Below are 13,501 nucleotides of genomic sequence, written 5' to 3' on the forward strand. Positions count from 1 at the left end.
CCCCTGCCCGGTTCCCCTTCGGCGCCCCGCGCCCCGCTCGGGCTCCCCCGCCGGAACTTCCCCGCCCGTCCCGGATCAGGCCTTTCTGCCCCACGCCGAGATCAGGGGGGACGTCGCCAGGTCCATCGAGCCCTCTGCCACGTTGGCGAGGTGGCGGTCGATCTCCGCGTCCGTGGCCAGGCCCGCCGTGACCAGGTCGGCCCGGATCTGTTCGACCGTCGCCGTCTCCAGGGCCGTGCAGGCCGGGGAGGTCAGAGGGAAGTAGGCGTCCGCCTCGACCTGGCGCAGGCCCGCCTCGCGGAGCAGACGCGGGAGTTTGCGGCCGTACGAGAGGTCGGCGCCGCGCTCGGAGAGCAGGGCGCGGAAGCCGTGCCGCAGGCGGTTGGCCAACTGCTGTGCCGGACCGTGCTCGTCGGGGCAGAGCAGGGGCTGCAGGGCCGGGTCGGCGTCCTCGATCAGGAGACGGCCGCCGGGGCGCAGCGCACGGATCATGGACTGCAACGCCCGCTCCCGGTCCGGGACATGGACCAGGACGAGCCGGGCGTGGACCAGGTCGAAGCCCTCGGCCGGCGGGTCGTCGACACCGACGTCGTGCCGACGCACCTCGACCGGCGTGCGGGGCGAACTGGTCTGCCAGGACGTGTCGATGTCCGTGGCGAGAACGCGGCCGGTCGGCCCGACCTTGCGCGCCAGCCAGGACACCACCGAGGAGCCTCCGGCGCCGACCTCCCAACAGCGCCAGCCGGAACCGATGCCGAGCCGCTCGATGTGCCGGAACGTCGTGGGATCGAACAGCGTCGACAGCGCGTCGAATCGCTGTCCCGCCTCGGGCTGCTGGTTGTCGAGAAGGTAGGCGTGGCCGCCGGAGTGCGTCATGCCCCGATCATCCCAGCCCTGAGTGGGTATACGGGGCATTTGGGCTGGCCGCGACCGTCTCCGCCGAGATCATCCCGAATAGATCTGGAGCGGAATCGTCCGTTCCCACAGGGCTGAACACGGTGTCGGCGATCGCTGGCAGACTGGCTGGCCAAGTCGCCCTCGCGGCAGGGCGACGGCCGGATACGAGCACGTACGAGCGGCGACGCGAGGAGCCGAGCATGTCGATGGCAGGCAATCTGCGAAGGGTCGGCAACCTGCGCAAAGTGGGCGGGTTGCGGAGAGTCGCACGGCTGGCGCGGCGTCGGCCGCGGGTCGATCTGAGCCACCCGGCGCGCTCCCCGCTCGGCTCCGCGGTGGTGAACTGCGTGACGTACCGCGACGGCCGCCGGGAGACGGGCGGGCGTTCGCTCGACGAGGCCGTGCGAGCGGTGCGCAAGGCGGACGACGGGTTCGTGTGGCTCGGCCTGCACGAGCCGACCGAGCCGGAGTTCGCGGGCATCGCCGAGCTGTTCGATCTGCATCCGCTGGCCGTGGAGGACGCGGTCCACGCGCACCAGCGGCCGAAGGTCGAGCGGTACGGCACGACACTGTTCGCCGTCCTGAAGACGGTCTGCTACGTCGAGCACGCGGAGCTGACCGCCACGAGCGAGGTCGTCGACACCGGCGAGATCATGGTGTTCGTCGGGCATGACTTCGTCATCACGGTGCGGCACGGGCGGCACGGATCGCTCGGGCCCGTCCGGGAGTCCCTGGAGGCCGAGCCGGAGCAGCTCGCCAAGGGCCCCGCCGCGGTGCTGCACGCCATCGCGGACAGTGTGGTCGACGACTATCTGACGGTGATCGACGAGGTGCAGGCGGACATCGACGACGTCGAGACCGCCGTGTTCGCGCAGAACGGGGCGCGGGCCGACCCGGGGCGGATCTACCAGCTCAAGCGGGAACTCCTGGAGCTGAAGCGGGCGGTGGTGCCGCTGTCGCGCCCCGTGCTCGAACTGGCGGGGCGGCCGTTCCCGGTCGTGCCGCCCGAGATACAGGCGTACTTCCGTGACGTGTCGGACCATCTGCTGCGGGCGGCCGAGCAGATAGCGGCCTTCGACGAACTGCTCAACTCGATCCTCCAGGCGCATCTCGCGCAGGTGACGGTCGCGCAGAACGAGGACATGCGCAAGATCACGGCGTGGGCCGCGATCGTGGCGGTGCCGACGATGGGCTGTGGCATCTACGGCATGAACTTCGATCACATGCCGGAGCTGCACTGGAGGTTCGGCTACCCGATCATGATGTCCGTCATAGCGGCCATCTGTTACGTGGTGTTCCGCGGGTTCAAGCGCAACGGGTGGTTGTGACGGGTCGCCCGGCAGGGCGGGCAGGGCGACTCTCACGCACGGCCCGTCCGGTGAGGCGCGTCGTCGGGTCAGCCGCCGTTCCACGCGGGGTGGCGTGGGTCGTCGGCCCGGATGACGACGTCGGCGGTCGTGGCGGGTTCGGTCTCGGTGTCGTAGCGGGCGAACGCCGGGAGTGTCCAGTGGTCCGGCTCGGGGGTGCGGCGGCGCAGGGCGCCCGGGGACAGGCTCACGTGGACCGTCAGGTCGAAGGGGAACCAGTGGTTCAGGAGGAGGGGGCCATGGAGCAACAGGGCGCCACCCGGCTGGAGTTGGACGGGGGCGCTGCGGGTGGCCCGGTCGGTGACCGGGTCCCACAGGTCGGGCAGGATCCGGCCCGTGCCGTCCGGTTCGAGGGGGCCGAAGACCTCGCGCCACAGGGCGCCGGTGTCGAACCAACCGCTGTAGTACGCCTCCACGTCCTGGCGGCCGTACTCGTACCGGAGCGACGCCGGGCGCAGAAAGCCCTCCGTCGCGACGACCAGCGAAGACCGGCCGCGGACGCGCAGCGCTTCGCCGACGCGGGCCGCCAGGTCGCCGGGGCGGGCGGCCGGCGCACCGTCGAAGGCGACCTTCGGCCAGGGGCCGCCGTCGGACGGTTTCAGGTCGAGGAGCCGCTCGGCCAGGGTGTCGCCGAGCCGTTCCCAGGTGATCGCTTCGAGTCGCACACGGTCCATGATGCCGGGCGGCGTGTGAGGGGTGGCCGGGGGTCCGGGCCGGGCATGACCTCCGTATGAGCAGCGCCGACCCAGCCGATGCACCTGTTCTCGCCGCGCGTGGCCCTCTCGTCTTCCAGCCGGTCAAGCGGCGACGGTGCGGGGTGTGCCGTCGCGGGCCGCTCGGGCTGCTGGTCCTGGAGGCGGGGCGGCCGCGCTGTCTGGACTGTGCGGACCTGGGGCACCTGGTGTTTCTGCCGCGCGGCGACACCGCGCTGACGCGGCGGGCACGGGAGGAGAGCGGGCTCTCCGCGGTCGTGGTGCGGTTCCACCGGCGGCGCGGGCGGTACGAGCGGCAGGGCGTGCTCGTCGAGGAGGACGCGCTGACGCGGGCCGAGGCGCGGTGTCTGGCGGACGCGGAGGCACGGGCGCGGCGGCGGGCGCGGGACGCCGCGCGGCGGGCGGTGGAGGATGTGCGGTTCACGGCGGCGTTCGCGGCGGAGATCCGGCGGCTGTTCCCAGGGTGTCCGGAGGAACGGGCCGCGGCCATCGCCGGGCACGCCGGGCTGCGCGGGAGCGGCCGGGTGGGGCGGAGCGCGGCGGGCCGGGCGCTGTCGCGGGGCGCGGTGACGGCGGCGGTGCGCGCCGCGGTGCGGCACGTGGACACGCCGTACGACCGGTTGCTGATGGAGGGAGTACCGCGGAACGAGGCGCGGGCACGGGTGACAGGGGCGGTGCAGGCAGTTCTTGAACACTGGGCGACGGACTTGAACACTGGGCGACGGAAGGGAGGGGGCACGTGATCGACCGAGCGGCAGCCGACTGAGCCCCGGCCGACTCACCGACGCGGGGGGCACCGACAGTCGGCTGAAGAACAGCCGGCTCACCGATGCCGGCTCACCGATGCCGGGTCACCCCGCAGCCAGGTCACCCGGCAGCCGGCTGAACAACAGCCGACCGAACACCAACCCCGCCGAGCACCTCCGCCCTACCGCGCACCTTTACCCCACCGAACACCAACCCCACCAAACACCCCTGCCCCACCGAACACCTCGGCTCCGCTGAGCAATAGGAAGCGCGGGGGGCGCGGGGGCGCCGGTCGAGCGTGTTCCGGTATGCGGAATTTATGTGCACAGAGGACGGAAACCCCTCCCTTCATGTGCACATCTACGGCATGATCCCTTCACATAGCGCGGGGGCGGACCGAGGGGGTCATGATGATCGAGGGACCGTACTTTGCTCTGGTCGTGCTCGGGGCATTGTGGTGCGGGGTCGCGGCCGGAGTGTTCGTGGCGTTCTCCACCTTCGTGATGCGCGGACTCGGCGCGCTGCCCGCCGCTAGCGGGATCGCCGCGATGAACTCGATCAATGTCGCCGCCGTCACCCCCGCTTTCATGGTCGTGTTCCTCGGTGCGGCCGTGGTGTGCGCGGTGATCGCCGTCGTGACGTTCGTGCTCTGGCCGGACCAGGGGACCATCGAGTTGCTGCTGGGGTGTGCGCTGTATCTGGCGGGTTCGTTCGGGGTGACGGTCCTGGCGAACATTCCGCGCAACGAGGCGCTCGCCAGGCTGGCCGGTGACGAGGAGTCCGAGCGCAGTGCCACGCAATGGAACCGGTATCTGAGCGAGTGGGTCGTCTGGAACCACATTCGGGGCGGCGCCGCCATCGCCGCGTCGGCGTCGTTCGTGCTTGCGCTGACCTGAGCCCCGCCCAGAGCCCTGACCTGAGCCCCGCCCCGCGCCCTGACCTGAGGCGGGGCACTCCGGACCGACGTATCGTGACGAAAGGTGGACCAACGGCAAGGGCTCACGCGCGCACGACAGGGAGACGGCCATGGCCGACCCCAAAGGCTTTCTCACCACGCCGCGGCAGGAGGCACCGCGCCGCCCCGTGGAGGAGCGGGCGCGCGACTGGGACGAGGTGTACGTCCCTGGTGGGCTGCTGCCGATCGTCGGCGCGCAGGCCGACCGTTGCATGGATTGCGGGGTCCCGTTCTGCCACGAGTCCTGCCCGCTGGGGAATCTGATCCCGGAGTGGAACGACCTCGTCGCGCGGGACGACTGGCGGGCCGCGAGCGAGCGGCTGCACGCCACGAACAACTTCCCCGAGTTCACCGGGCGGCTGTGCCCCGCGCCGTGCGAGGCGGGCTGTGTCCTCGCCATCAACAGTCCCGCGGTGACCATCAAGAACGTCGAGGTCGCCATCGCCGACCGGGCCTGGGAGGACGGTCTCGTCACCGCCCGGCCCGCGGAGCGGCACAGCGGGCTGACGGTGGCCGTCGTCGGCTCCGGGCCCGCCGGGCTCGCGGCGGCGCAGCAGTTGACGCGGGCCGGCCACACCGTCGCCGTGTACGAGCGGGACGACCGGGCGGGCGGCCTGCTGCGCTACGGCATCCCGTCCTTCAAGATGGAGAAGGTCCAACTGGAGCGGAGATTGCGGCAGTTGACGGACGAGGGGGTGCGGTTGCGGACGTCCGTGGAGGTCGGACGGGACATCAGCGCCGACCGGTTGCGCGGACGGTACGACGCCGTGGTCGTCGCCACCGGTGCGACCGCCTGGCGCGAACTCCAAGTCCCCGGACTGGAGTTGACCGGCATTCACCAGGCGATGGAGTACCTGCCGCTCGCCAATCGGGTCGTCGAGGGCGACCTGGCCGTGTCGCCGCTCAGTGCGGCCGGGAAGCACGTCGTCATCGTCGGCGGCGGTGACACCGGCGCCGACTGTCTGGGCACGGCGGTGCGCGAACAGGCTGCTTCCGTCACGCAGTTGGACATCTACGCCATGCCCGGCGCCGCACGCGACGAGGAGACGGAGCCCTGGCCGACGTATCCGAAGCTGTACCGGATGTCGGCCGCGCACGAGGAGGCCGGTGATCTGCGGACGGCTCCGGCGGCGGACGCGGACGCCCGGCTCTTCGCGGCGTCGACGCTCCGCTTCAGTGGGGACGCCCACGGGCACGTACGGGCGCTGCACCTGATCGAGGTGGACGCGGGGCGCAGGCCGCGGGCCGGGACGGAGCGCACGCTCCCCGCCGATCTGGTCCTGATCGCGCTCGGGTTCCACGGCCCGGAGCTTCAACCCGGCGGGTTCGTGGACCAGTTGGGGCTGAAGGCGGCGGACGGGCGGGGCGGGATCGCGCGGGACGCCGGGTTCGCCACCGAGGTGCCGGGCGTGTTCGTCGCCGGGGACGCCGGGCGCGGCCAGTCACTCGTGGTGTGGGCGATCGCGGAGGGCCGGGCGGCCGCCGCGGCGGTCGACCGGTGGCTGACGGGGGCGACCCGGCTGCCGACGCCGATCGGGGCGCACGACCGGCCCATGACGGTCTGACCGGGCGCCGGGGCCGCGGCCCGGGGTGTGACCGTCGTAGGGTGCGACCTCATGGCGGAATCGTGGGTCAATGCGGCGGAGCGGATCGGGGTCGATCTGCATCTGGAGCTGTCCGGTTCGGGGAGCCGGCGGGGTGCGCTGACCGCCGCGCTGCGGGAGGCCGTGCGGTCCGGGCGGCTCGCGCCGGGCACGCGGCTGCCGCCGTACCGTGCGCTCGCCGCCGATCTGGGCGTCGCCCGCAACACCGTCGCGGACGCCTACGCCGAGCTCGTCGCAGAGGGCTGGCTCACCGCGCGCCAGGGGTCGGGGACGCGGGTCGCGGAGCGGGCCGGGCCGCCGCCGGCCGGGGCGCGCCGCAGGACACCCGAGGCCGCGCCGGTACCTCGTCGCAGGCACGAGCACGAGCTGCGGCAGGGATCGCCGGACGCGTCGGCGTTCCCGCGGGCCGCGTGGGCGGCGGCGTACCGGCGCGCCCTGAACGCGGCGCCCGCCGCCGCCTTCGGCCCCGGTGACCCTCAGGGACGTATCGAACTGCGCACCGCGCTCGCCGAGTACCTGGCGCGCTCGCGCGGGGTGCGCACAGATCCCGGGCGGATCGTGATCTGCGCGGGGTTCGCGCACGCGCTGCGCCTGCTCTGCGACCAGCACCACGGGAGCAGGGTGCTGCGCGGGCCGCTCGCCGTGGAGGCGTACGGGCTCCCGTTCCACCGGGGGCTGCTGGCCGGGTCCGGGGTGCGGACGGTGCCGCTGCCGGTCGACGAACACGGGGCGCGCGTGGCGGAGTTGGAGGCGCTCGGCAACGGCGTGCGCGGGGTGCTGCTCACGCCCGCGCACCAGTTCCCGACGGGCGGTCCGCTGCACCACGACCGGCGGGCCGCGGTGGTCGACTGGGCGCGGCGGCGCGGCGGGCTCGTGGTGGAGGACGACTACGACGGGGAGTTCCGCTACGACCGCAAGCCCGTCGGGGCCGTGCAGGGACTCGATCCGGAGCGCGTCGTGTACGTGGGTTCGGTGAGCAAGAGCCTCTCCCCCGCGCTGCGCCTGGGGTGGATGGTGCTGCCGGGCCATCTGGTGCGGGACGCGCTGGCGACGAAGGGCGAACGGGAGGGGTGGTCGAGCGCGCTCGACCAGCTGGCGCTCGCCGAGTTCCTGTCGTCCGGGGCGTACGACCGTCATGTGCGGCGGATGCGGCAGCGGTACCGGTCGCGCCGGGACCTGCTGGTGACGGCGCTCGCCGAGCGGGCGCCGTGGGTCGAGGTCAGCGGAGTCGCGGCCGGGCTGCACGCCGTGGTGCGGCTGCCCTCCGGGCGGGAGCCGGAGGTGGTCGCCGCGGCGCGGGCCCAAGGGATCGCGATCGACGGGCTCGCCGATTTCCGGCATCCGGGGTTCCCGCCCTCCGCCGAGGAGGATCGCGCGGAGGAGAGGCAGGACGGCGACGGGCTGGTCGTCGGCTACGCGGCAGCGCCCGAGCGTGCGTACGGGGCCGCGGTCGAGGCGTTGTGCGGGGTGCTGGCGCGGGACCGCTCAGCGAGTCCGAGCGGTCCGAGCGGCCCCGGCGGAGTCAAGGAGAACGCGGGGTAGCGAGCCCGAGCGGCCCGAGCGACCCCGGCGGAGTCAAGGAGAACGCCGGGTGAGGAAGCCGGGCACAAGCCCGTGGGCACGGCCCTCCGCAAACACCCCACACCTCGAAGCCCGCGCCCTAAAGCCCGCACCCCGAAACCCACACCTCGAAGCCCGCACCCCCGAAGCCCGCACCCCGAAGCGCACACCTCGAAGCCCGCGCGCCGAAGCCCACATTCCATAACCGCACGCCGAAGCCCACACCTCGAAGCCCGCCCCCCGAAACCCGCGCCTCGCAAAGGGCACCTAGAAGACCGTCGCCCCCGAAAGCCGCACCCCGTGAACCGCACCCCGAACACCGCGCCCGAACACCGCGCCCGAAAACCGTCCCTGAGGAACGGTCAGGACAGCAGAAAGTCCGCCACCCCCGCCTTGGCCCCCTCGATGAAGGCGGAGATCTCGCCGGGCGTGTAGATCAGCGCCGGGCCGTCCGGGTCCGAGGACTGGCGGACGGCGACGCGTCCGTCGGCCAGCTTCATCGCTTCGAGGCAGTTGCCCCCGTTACCGCCGCTCCAGGGCTTGTGCCAGCCTTCGGTGCCGAGTTCGCGCGCGGGCATGCCGTTGTAGACGGGTTCGCCGTCGACGCCTCGTATTCGGTCCCTGATCTGGTCCATTCACAGCTCCTTGCGGAGATCGCGGAGGATCTCCTTTGTGCGTTGTGCGGTCGCGGCGTGTGCCGCCATGCGGTCCATGACTTCGAGGTGGGTGGCCACCTCGGGGCGCGCGTCGAGATAGACGGCGCCGGTCAGGTACTCGCTGTAGACCATGTCGGGCAGTTCCGGCACGGCGAAGCGGAACAGCACGAAAGGCCCGTACGTGCCCGGGTGTGGCCCGGACGCGAACTGGGCGACCTGGAGCGTCACGTTCGGGAGCGCCATCGCGTCGAGCAACCGGTCGATCTGCCCGCGCATCACGTCGGCGTCGCCGACGGGCCGGCGCAGCGCGGTCTCGTCCATGACCACCCACAGCCGCGGCGCGTTCTCGCGGGTGAGCAGTTCCTGGCGCTGCATGCGCAGGGCGACGTGCCGTTCGACGCGGTCCGGGTCGTCGACCAGGGAGCGGCCGATGGCCCCCGATCTGAGCACCCCGCGCGCGTACTCCTCGGTCTGCAGCAGTCCGGGCACGAAGTGCGGCTCGTACGACCGGATGAGCGAGGCGGCGCCCTCCAGGCTCACGTACATCGAGAACCAGCCGGGCAGGATGTCGTGGAAGCGCTGCCACCATCCCGGCCTGTTCGCGTCCTCCGCGAGGCGCACGAACGCGTCGGCCTCGGCCTCGGTCACGCCGTAGGACTTCAGGAGCATCTGCAGGTACGGGATCTTGAGCGCGACCTCCGCGGTCTCCATGCGGCGAACGGTCGCGGCGGTTACACGGAGTACTTTCGCGGCGTCCTCGCGCTTGAGTCCGGCGCTCTCGCGCAGGTCCTGCAGACGCCGGCCGAGAACGACCTGGCCGACCGTCGGCGCGGACCGCGGTTCACTCACGCCGCTTCCCTCCCAGCAGTCCGACCCGGTCCGGCGTGTCGCCCGACCCGTTGTCGTTCCTTGTCCTCGTGTCCGAAACGCAGCCGTGCCCGGACCCGTACAACCGCGAGAGAAGGCCGACAACCGGCCATTTTGCGGCCTGACATCGGCTGGGTGTCCCGCGGAGCGCGTCCCGGAGCCGCCGTGCGGCGGGCTGTTGCGAGCAGTCTGCCATGCCTGTTCAGAACGGCATACTGCACTCTGCACTTTTCAGAGTGGCTCTTGCCAAGTGTTCACGACGGGGCGATAGTGGCAAGCGTGATTCCGTCCGCGCCTTTAGGAACAGAAGCCGGCGAGGCTACGCTCGGTGACCGTTTGGGCACGTCGCCCATCTCTCCGGTCCGCCGCAGCAGTTTCGAACTGGCTCCCCATCCGGGCTCTGCCGCGCAGGCCCGGCGTATGACGCGTGCCCAGCTCACGGGATGGGGCGCGTGCGAGGACACCTGTGACGCGGCGGCCCTGGTCGTGTCCGAACTCGTGACGAACGCGATCGTCCACACCGCGAGCCGCCGTATCCACTGCGAGCTGCACGACCTGCGTGACGACGGGGAGGGCGAGCGCGTGCGGATAGCCGTGCGCGACGAGGGCTGCATCCCCGGCGACGCCCGGCCCGCCGGGCGGATCGCGCCCGAGGAGGAGCACGGCAGAGGGCTGCTTCTGGTCGCCGCGGTCTCCACCGCGTGGGGCGCCCAGGAGACCGGCCCCGGCCTGCTGGTCTGGGCGGAGCTGCCGAGAGACGCCGGAGCGCGGGCGACGGACCCCGGACCGGTGCCGGACGCGCCGCACGGCGGGCCCGACGGCGGCGGCAGCGGCTGGGCCTGGTGAGGCACGGCCCGAACCCCCCGCACCCGGGGACGGGACGGGACAGATGACGGGACGGACAAGGGCAGGGCGGGCCAGGGCAGGGCCGCGGAGTTCTACCGGTGGGATCGACGAGCGGGATCGACGAGCGCGCTGAGGTGCCGAGGCGCCGAGCGTGTTGAACGGGAACGGATGGGCGTGGTGACGACGGGCACTTTGCGGACGCGGACGATGCAGCTGGACTCGCTGGTCGGGCTCTCCCGCAGACGACGCACCGGGCGGCCGCACCCCGCCGAACCCGTGCGTCTGACCGTGCCGGACGGCATGACCGCACCGCTGGGCTGCGACGCGGTGGCCGTGCCCGAGGGGTTCGCCCGCGCGATGACGCGGCGGCTGCCCCGGATGGGATGTGTCTACGCGGCCGAGGGGCACTGGTGGTGGCTCGTGCCGTCGGACTCCGACGTGGCGCTCGAATGGCCGGCGCCGGCCCGCTACACGGCGGGTGCCGTGGTGCCGGACGCGGCGCGGGTGCCGGATCTCATCCACTGCCCCGACGGGGCCGTGCCCTACACCCCGCCGATCCCGCTGTATCTGGCGCTGTGCCGGGTGACCGGGACGACTCCCGCGTGGTCCCGGTCGGTCGGCACGCCGTGACACCGGGCCCGGTTCACGCCACGGGCTGCGCCGCCGCCTCCCGTACGATCACGAGAAACGCGTCGGTCGCCAGGTCCATGACCACCTCGGCCTGTTGGCCTTCGAGCCGGCGCTGACGCGCGAACTCCTCTGCGGGCCAGGAGCCGCGGGGCCCGCCGGCCGGGAAACGTTGCAGTACCACTCGTGCGTTGATCATCGTCCGTCCCTGTCCCCCGTGATCGTGCCTGAAGCTCGGGCTCCGGTTCGGTCCCGGGCCCTGTGTGAAGGAGAACGCTGACAGGGCCGCTGCGGACTCGCAACGTGACGAGAATGACACCGAGTTGAGACGAGGTCAGGTCGGTCGCGGCGGCCGTCAGTCGACGTACTCGTCGTGATACCGGACACGCGCGCTGCCCGCCGGCGCCCCGAGGGACGACGCCCGTCCCTCCGGTTTCTCCCACTCCTCCTGCCGGCCGAGGGCGGTGAGGTCCAGGAGGTTCGTGGTGAACCCGATGCTGTCCAGGCCGCGGTCGAAGGCCGAGTACGTGTGGAAGATCCGCTCCCCCTCGTGCAGGAAGCAGCTGAGCGCCGGGCGTTCCTGCAGCTGCCCGTGCTCGTCGCGGAGCGTGGCGCCGAAGTCCTGGTTGAACTCGCTGAGGTTCGAGGAGTACCAGGGCACGGTCCAGCCCATCCGCGCCTTGAAGGGCAGGATCTTGGTGAACGGGGCGCGGGAGACCGCCGCGAACGCCGTGCCCCGGGCGCGCAGGTGCGCCAGGTGCCCGATCTGGTCGAGGAAGCCGGAGCAGCTGCGGCAGCCCGCGTCCCACTCCGGGGCGAACATGAAGTGGTAGACGACGAGTTGGGGCCGGCCCTCGAACAGGTCGAGCAGTTCGGCCTTGCCGTCCGGGCCCTCGAACACGTACAGCTTGTCGATCTCCACCATGGGCAGCTCGCGCCGCCGGGTGTTGAGCGCGTCGCGCGCCCGGGTCGCCGCCTTCTCCAGGGCGAGCAGCTCCTCGCGAGCGGCACGCCACTCCTCCCGGGTGACCACCTTCGGCAGCCCCATGGTTCCTCCGTAAGTCATCGTGACGGGTCTCTCGCAGGGGTGACCGGGGCCGGAGGCGGAACTCATCGCCGCCGGGAGGAAAATCTTGGAAGATTTCCGCGGGCGGCTCCGTCAGGTGTCGTACCGCTGGATCCGGCGGCCGTGTCCGCGCTCGACGAGGGCGGGCAGCAGTTCGCTCAACTCCCCTGCGACGGACGGCACATCGACGGTCGTGAGGTGTCCGTCGCGCATCAGGATCCGGCCGTCGACGACGGTGGTGCGGACGTCGGCGGAGCGCGCGCTGTGCACGAGGGTCGCGGCCAGGTCGTGCACCGGCCGGGTGTGCGGGCCGCTCAGGTCGACGAGGACGAGGTCGGCGCGGCGGCCGGGCGCGAGCGAGCCGATGCGGTCGCCGAGTCCGACGGCGCGGGCGCTGTCGAGGGTGGCGTGACGCAGGGCTTGACGCGCCGTCAGCCACCGCGGGTCGTGCTCGGTCTGCTTCTGCACGAGGGCGGTGAGCGTCATCGCCTCCCACACGTCGAGGGTGTTGTTGGAGGCGGCGCCGTCGGTGGCGAGTCCGACGTGCACGCCGGCGTCGACGAGGGCGCGTACCGGGGTCGTGTCCCAGCCGAACTTCATGTAACCGCGCGGCGCGGACGCCACCCCGACCCGGCCGCGGGCGGCGCGCAGCGCGGGCAGGTCGCGGCCGAGGATGCCGGTGCCGTGGGCGATGAGGACGTCGATGTCACCGCCCAGCAGGCCCGTGTCCCGGAGCACGTCGACAGGGGTGCGGCCGTGGCGCGCGAGGCTGGTGTCGGTCTGGGCGCGGTTCTCGGCGGCGTGCAGGTGCACCAACAGGGCGTGTTCGGCGGCCAGTCGGGCGGTCGCCGCGAGGTCGTCGTCGGTGACGGTGTACGGGGCGTGCGGGGCCAGGGCGGTGGTGATGCGGCCGTCGGCGCGGCCGCGGTGGGTGAGCGCGAAGTCGAGGGAGCGGGCCCAGGACTCCTTGGAGGAGCTCCTGGACGCCTCCCCGGAAGCCTCATGGGAAGCCTCATGGGAGAAGAACGCCTCCCCCAGGTTGGCGCGCAGGCCGGTCTCCTCGACCGCGTCGGCGATGACGTCCATCGAGAAGTAGTGGTCGGCGAAGCAGGTGACGCCGCCGCGGATCATCTCCGCGCAGGCGAGGCGGGCGCCGAGTGCGATGACGCGCGGGGTGAGGTTGGACTCGATCGGCCAGATCCAGTCGTTGAACCACTCCTGCTCGGGCCGGTCCTCGACGAGGCCGCGCAGGGCCACCATCGGGCTGTGGGTATGGCAGTTGATCAGGCCCGGCAGGGCGACGAGGCCGCGTGCGTCGATCCGTTCACGGCTCGGCACGGTCGCGGCGGCGGCGCTGTCGGTGACGTCGGTGATGACTCCGGCACGGACGACGAGCGCGGTGTCCGGCACGAAGTGCAGCCCGTCGGCGGCGCGTCGGGGGTCGGTCTCGGCGGGGTCGGCGTGCAGCAGAGCCGTGCAGCCGGTGACGATGAGGTCCGCGGGCGGGGTGGGCATGGGGGCACGGTAGCGGGGTCCGGCGCGATGTCCGCCCCGCGTGCGTTCAGCGGCGTACGGGCGGTTCGGCCGCCGGGGCGA

At 72.5% G+C, this 13,501-nt stretch carries 14 protein-coding genes; 7 read left to right on the forward strand and 7 right to left on the reverse strand.

From position 1 onward, the window contains the following. Window positions 1-75: 75 nt before the first annotated feature. The gene (locus J3486_RS29465; protein WP_207825708.1) at window positions 76-876 is read right to left on the reverse strand and encodes a methyltransferase domain-containing protein; all 801 of its coding nucleotides are present in this window, start codon (window positions 874-876) and stop codon (window positions 76-78) included. 221 nt (window positions 877-1,097) lie between these two features. Between J3486_RS29465 and J3486_RS29470 the strand changes: the two genes are divergently transcribed. Continuing rightward, on the forward strand, window positions 1,098-2,225 hold the full coding sequence (locus J3486_RS29470) for a magnesium and cobalt transport protein CorA (protein WP_207825710.1): 1,128 nt from the start codon (window positions 1,098-1,100) through the stop codon (window positions 2,223-2,225). 68 nt (window positions 2,226-2,293) lie between these two features. Here the strand turns inward: J3486_RS29470 and J3486_RS29475 are convergent, their stop codons facing one another. Further along, a complete protein-coding gene (locus tag J3486_RS29475) occupies window positions 2,294-2,938 on the reverse strand; it encodes a uridine kinase (RefSeq protein ID WP_207825712.1) in 645 nt (214 codons plus the stop codon). A 56-nt stretch (window positions 2,939-2,994) separates the two neighbouring features. Between J3486_RS29475 and J3486_RS29480 the strand changes: the two genes are divergently transcribed. The 4 genes from J3486_RS29480 to J3486_RS29495 all read left to right on the forward strand — a co-directional run bounded on the left by J3486_RS29480 (window position 2,995) and on the right by J3486_RS29495 (window position 7,825). Then, entirely contained in the window at window positions 2,995-3,720 is a 726-nt protein-coding gene (locus tag J3486_RS29480; protein WP_207825714.1) for a DUF2293 domain-containing protein, read from the forward strand. Window positions 3,721-4,134: 414 nt separating this feature from the next. Beyond that, a complete protein-coding gene (locus tag J3486_RS29485; RefSeq protein WP_207825823.1) occupies window positions 4,135-4,620 on the forward strand; it encodes a DUF1772 domain-containing protein in 486 nt (161 codons plus the stop codon). Between the two features lie 130 nt (window positions 4,621-4,750). Then, a complete protein-coding gene (locus tag J3486_RS29490) occupies window positions 4,751-6,244 on the forward strand; it encodes a glutamate synthase subunit beta (protein ID WP_207825716.1) in 1,494 nt (497 codons plus the stop codon). 51 nt (window positions 6,245-6,295) lie between these two features. Further along, the gene (locus J3486_RS29495) at window positions 6,296-7,825 is read left to right on the forward strand and encodes a PLP-dependent aminotransferase family protein (protein ID WP_207825718.1); all 1,530 of its coding nucleotides are present in this window, start codon (window positions 6,296-6,298) and stop codon (window positions 7,823-7,825) included. Between the two features lie 380 nt (window positions 7,826-8,205). Here the strand turns inward: J3486_RS29495 and J3486_RS29500 are convergent, their stop codons facing one another. Then, entirely contained in the window at window positions 8,206-8,478 is a 273-nt protein-coding gene (locus tag J3486_RS29500; protein ID WP_207825720.1) for a DUF397 domain-containing protein, read from the reverse strand. Beyond that, on the reverse strand, window positions 8,479-9,348 hold the full coding sequence (locus tag J3486_RS29505) for a helix-turn-helix transcriptional regulator (RefSeq protein ID WP_207825722.1): 870 nt from the start codon (window positions 9,346-9,348) through the stop codon (window positions 8,479-8,481). Between the two features lie 438 nt (window positions 9,349-9,786). On the opposite strand from J3486_RS29505, the gene J3486_RS29510 reads away from it, so the two are divergent. Together J3486_RS29510 and J3486_RS29515 are read left to right on the forward strand one after the other, a co-directional pair. Continuing rightward, window positions 9,787-10,212 (forward strand): ATP-binding protein, encoded by a 426-nt coding sequence (locus tag J3486_RS29510; protein ID WP_374194784.1) that lies wholly within the window; start codon window positions 9,787-9,789, stop codon window positions 10,210-10,212. 168 nt (window positions 10,213-10,380) lie between these two features. Beyond that, the gene (locus J3486_RS29515) at window positions 10,381-10,842 is read left to right on the forward strand and encodes a hypothetical protein (RefSeq protein ID WP_207825724.1); all 462 of its coding nucleotides are present in this window, start codon (window positions 10,381-10,383) and stop codon (window positions 10,840-10,842) included. 13 nt (window positions 10,843-10,855) lie between these two features. Here the strand turns inward: J3486_RS29515 and J3486_RS29520 are convergent, their stop codons facing one another. The 3 genes from J3486_RS29520 to J3486_RS29530 form a co-directional block, all read right to left on the reverse strand. Continuing rightward, window positions 10,856-11,038, reverse strand: coding sequence for a hypothetical protein (locus tag J3486_RS29520; protein ID WP_207825726.1), 183 nt, complete (start codon window positions 11,036-11,038; stop codon window positions 10,856-10,858). 156 nt (window positions 11,039-11,194) lie between these two features. After that, window positions 11,195-11,887, reverse strand: coding sequence for a DUF899 domain-containing protein (locus J3486_RS29525; protein ID WP_207825728.1), 693 nt, complete (start codon window positions 11,885-11,887; stop codon window positions 11,195-11,197). 111 nt (window positions 11,888-11,998) lie between these two features. Continuing rightward, window positions 11,999-13,420 carry an amidohydrolase gene (locus J3486_RS29530; RefSeq protein ID WP_207825729.1) on the reverse strand — a complete coding sequence of 474 codons (1,422 nt, stop codon included), beginning with the start codon at window positions 13,418-13,420 and terminating at the stop codon, window positions 11,999-12,001. Window positions 13,421-13,501: the final 81 nt, after the last annotated feature.

The sequence above is a fragment of the Streptomyces sp. VRA16 Mangrove soil genome (assembly GCF_017377775.1).
In the GTDB taxonomy this organism is placed as follows: Bacteria; Actinomycetota; Actinomycetes; order Streptomycetales; family Streptomycetaceae; genus Streptomyces.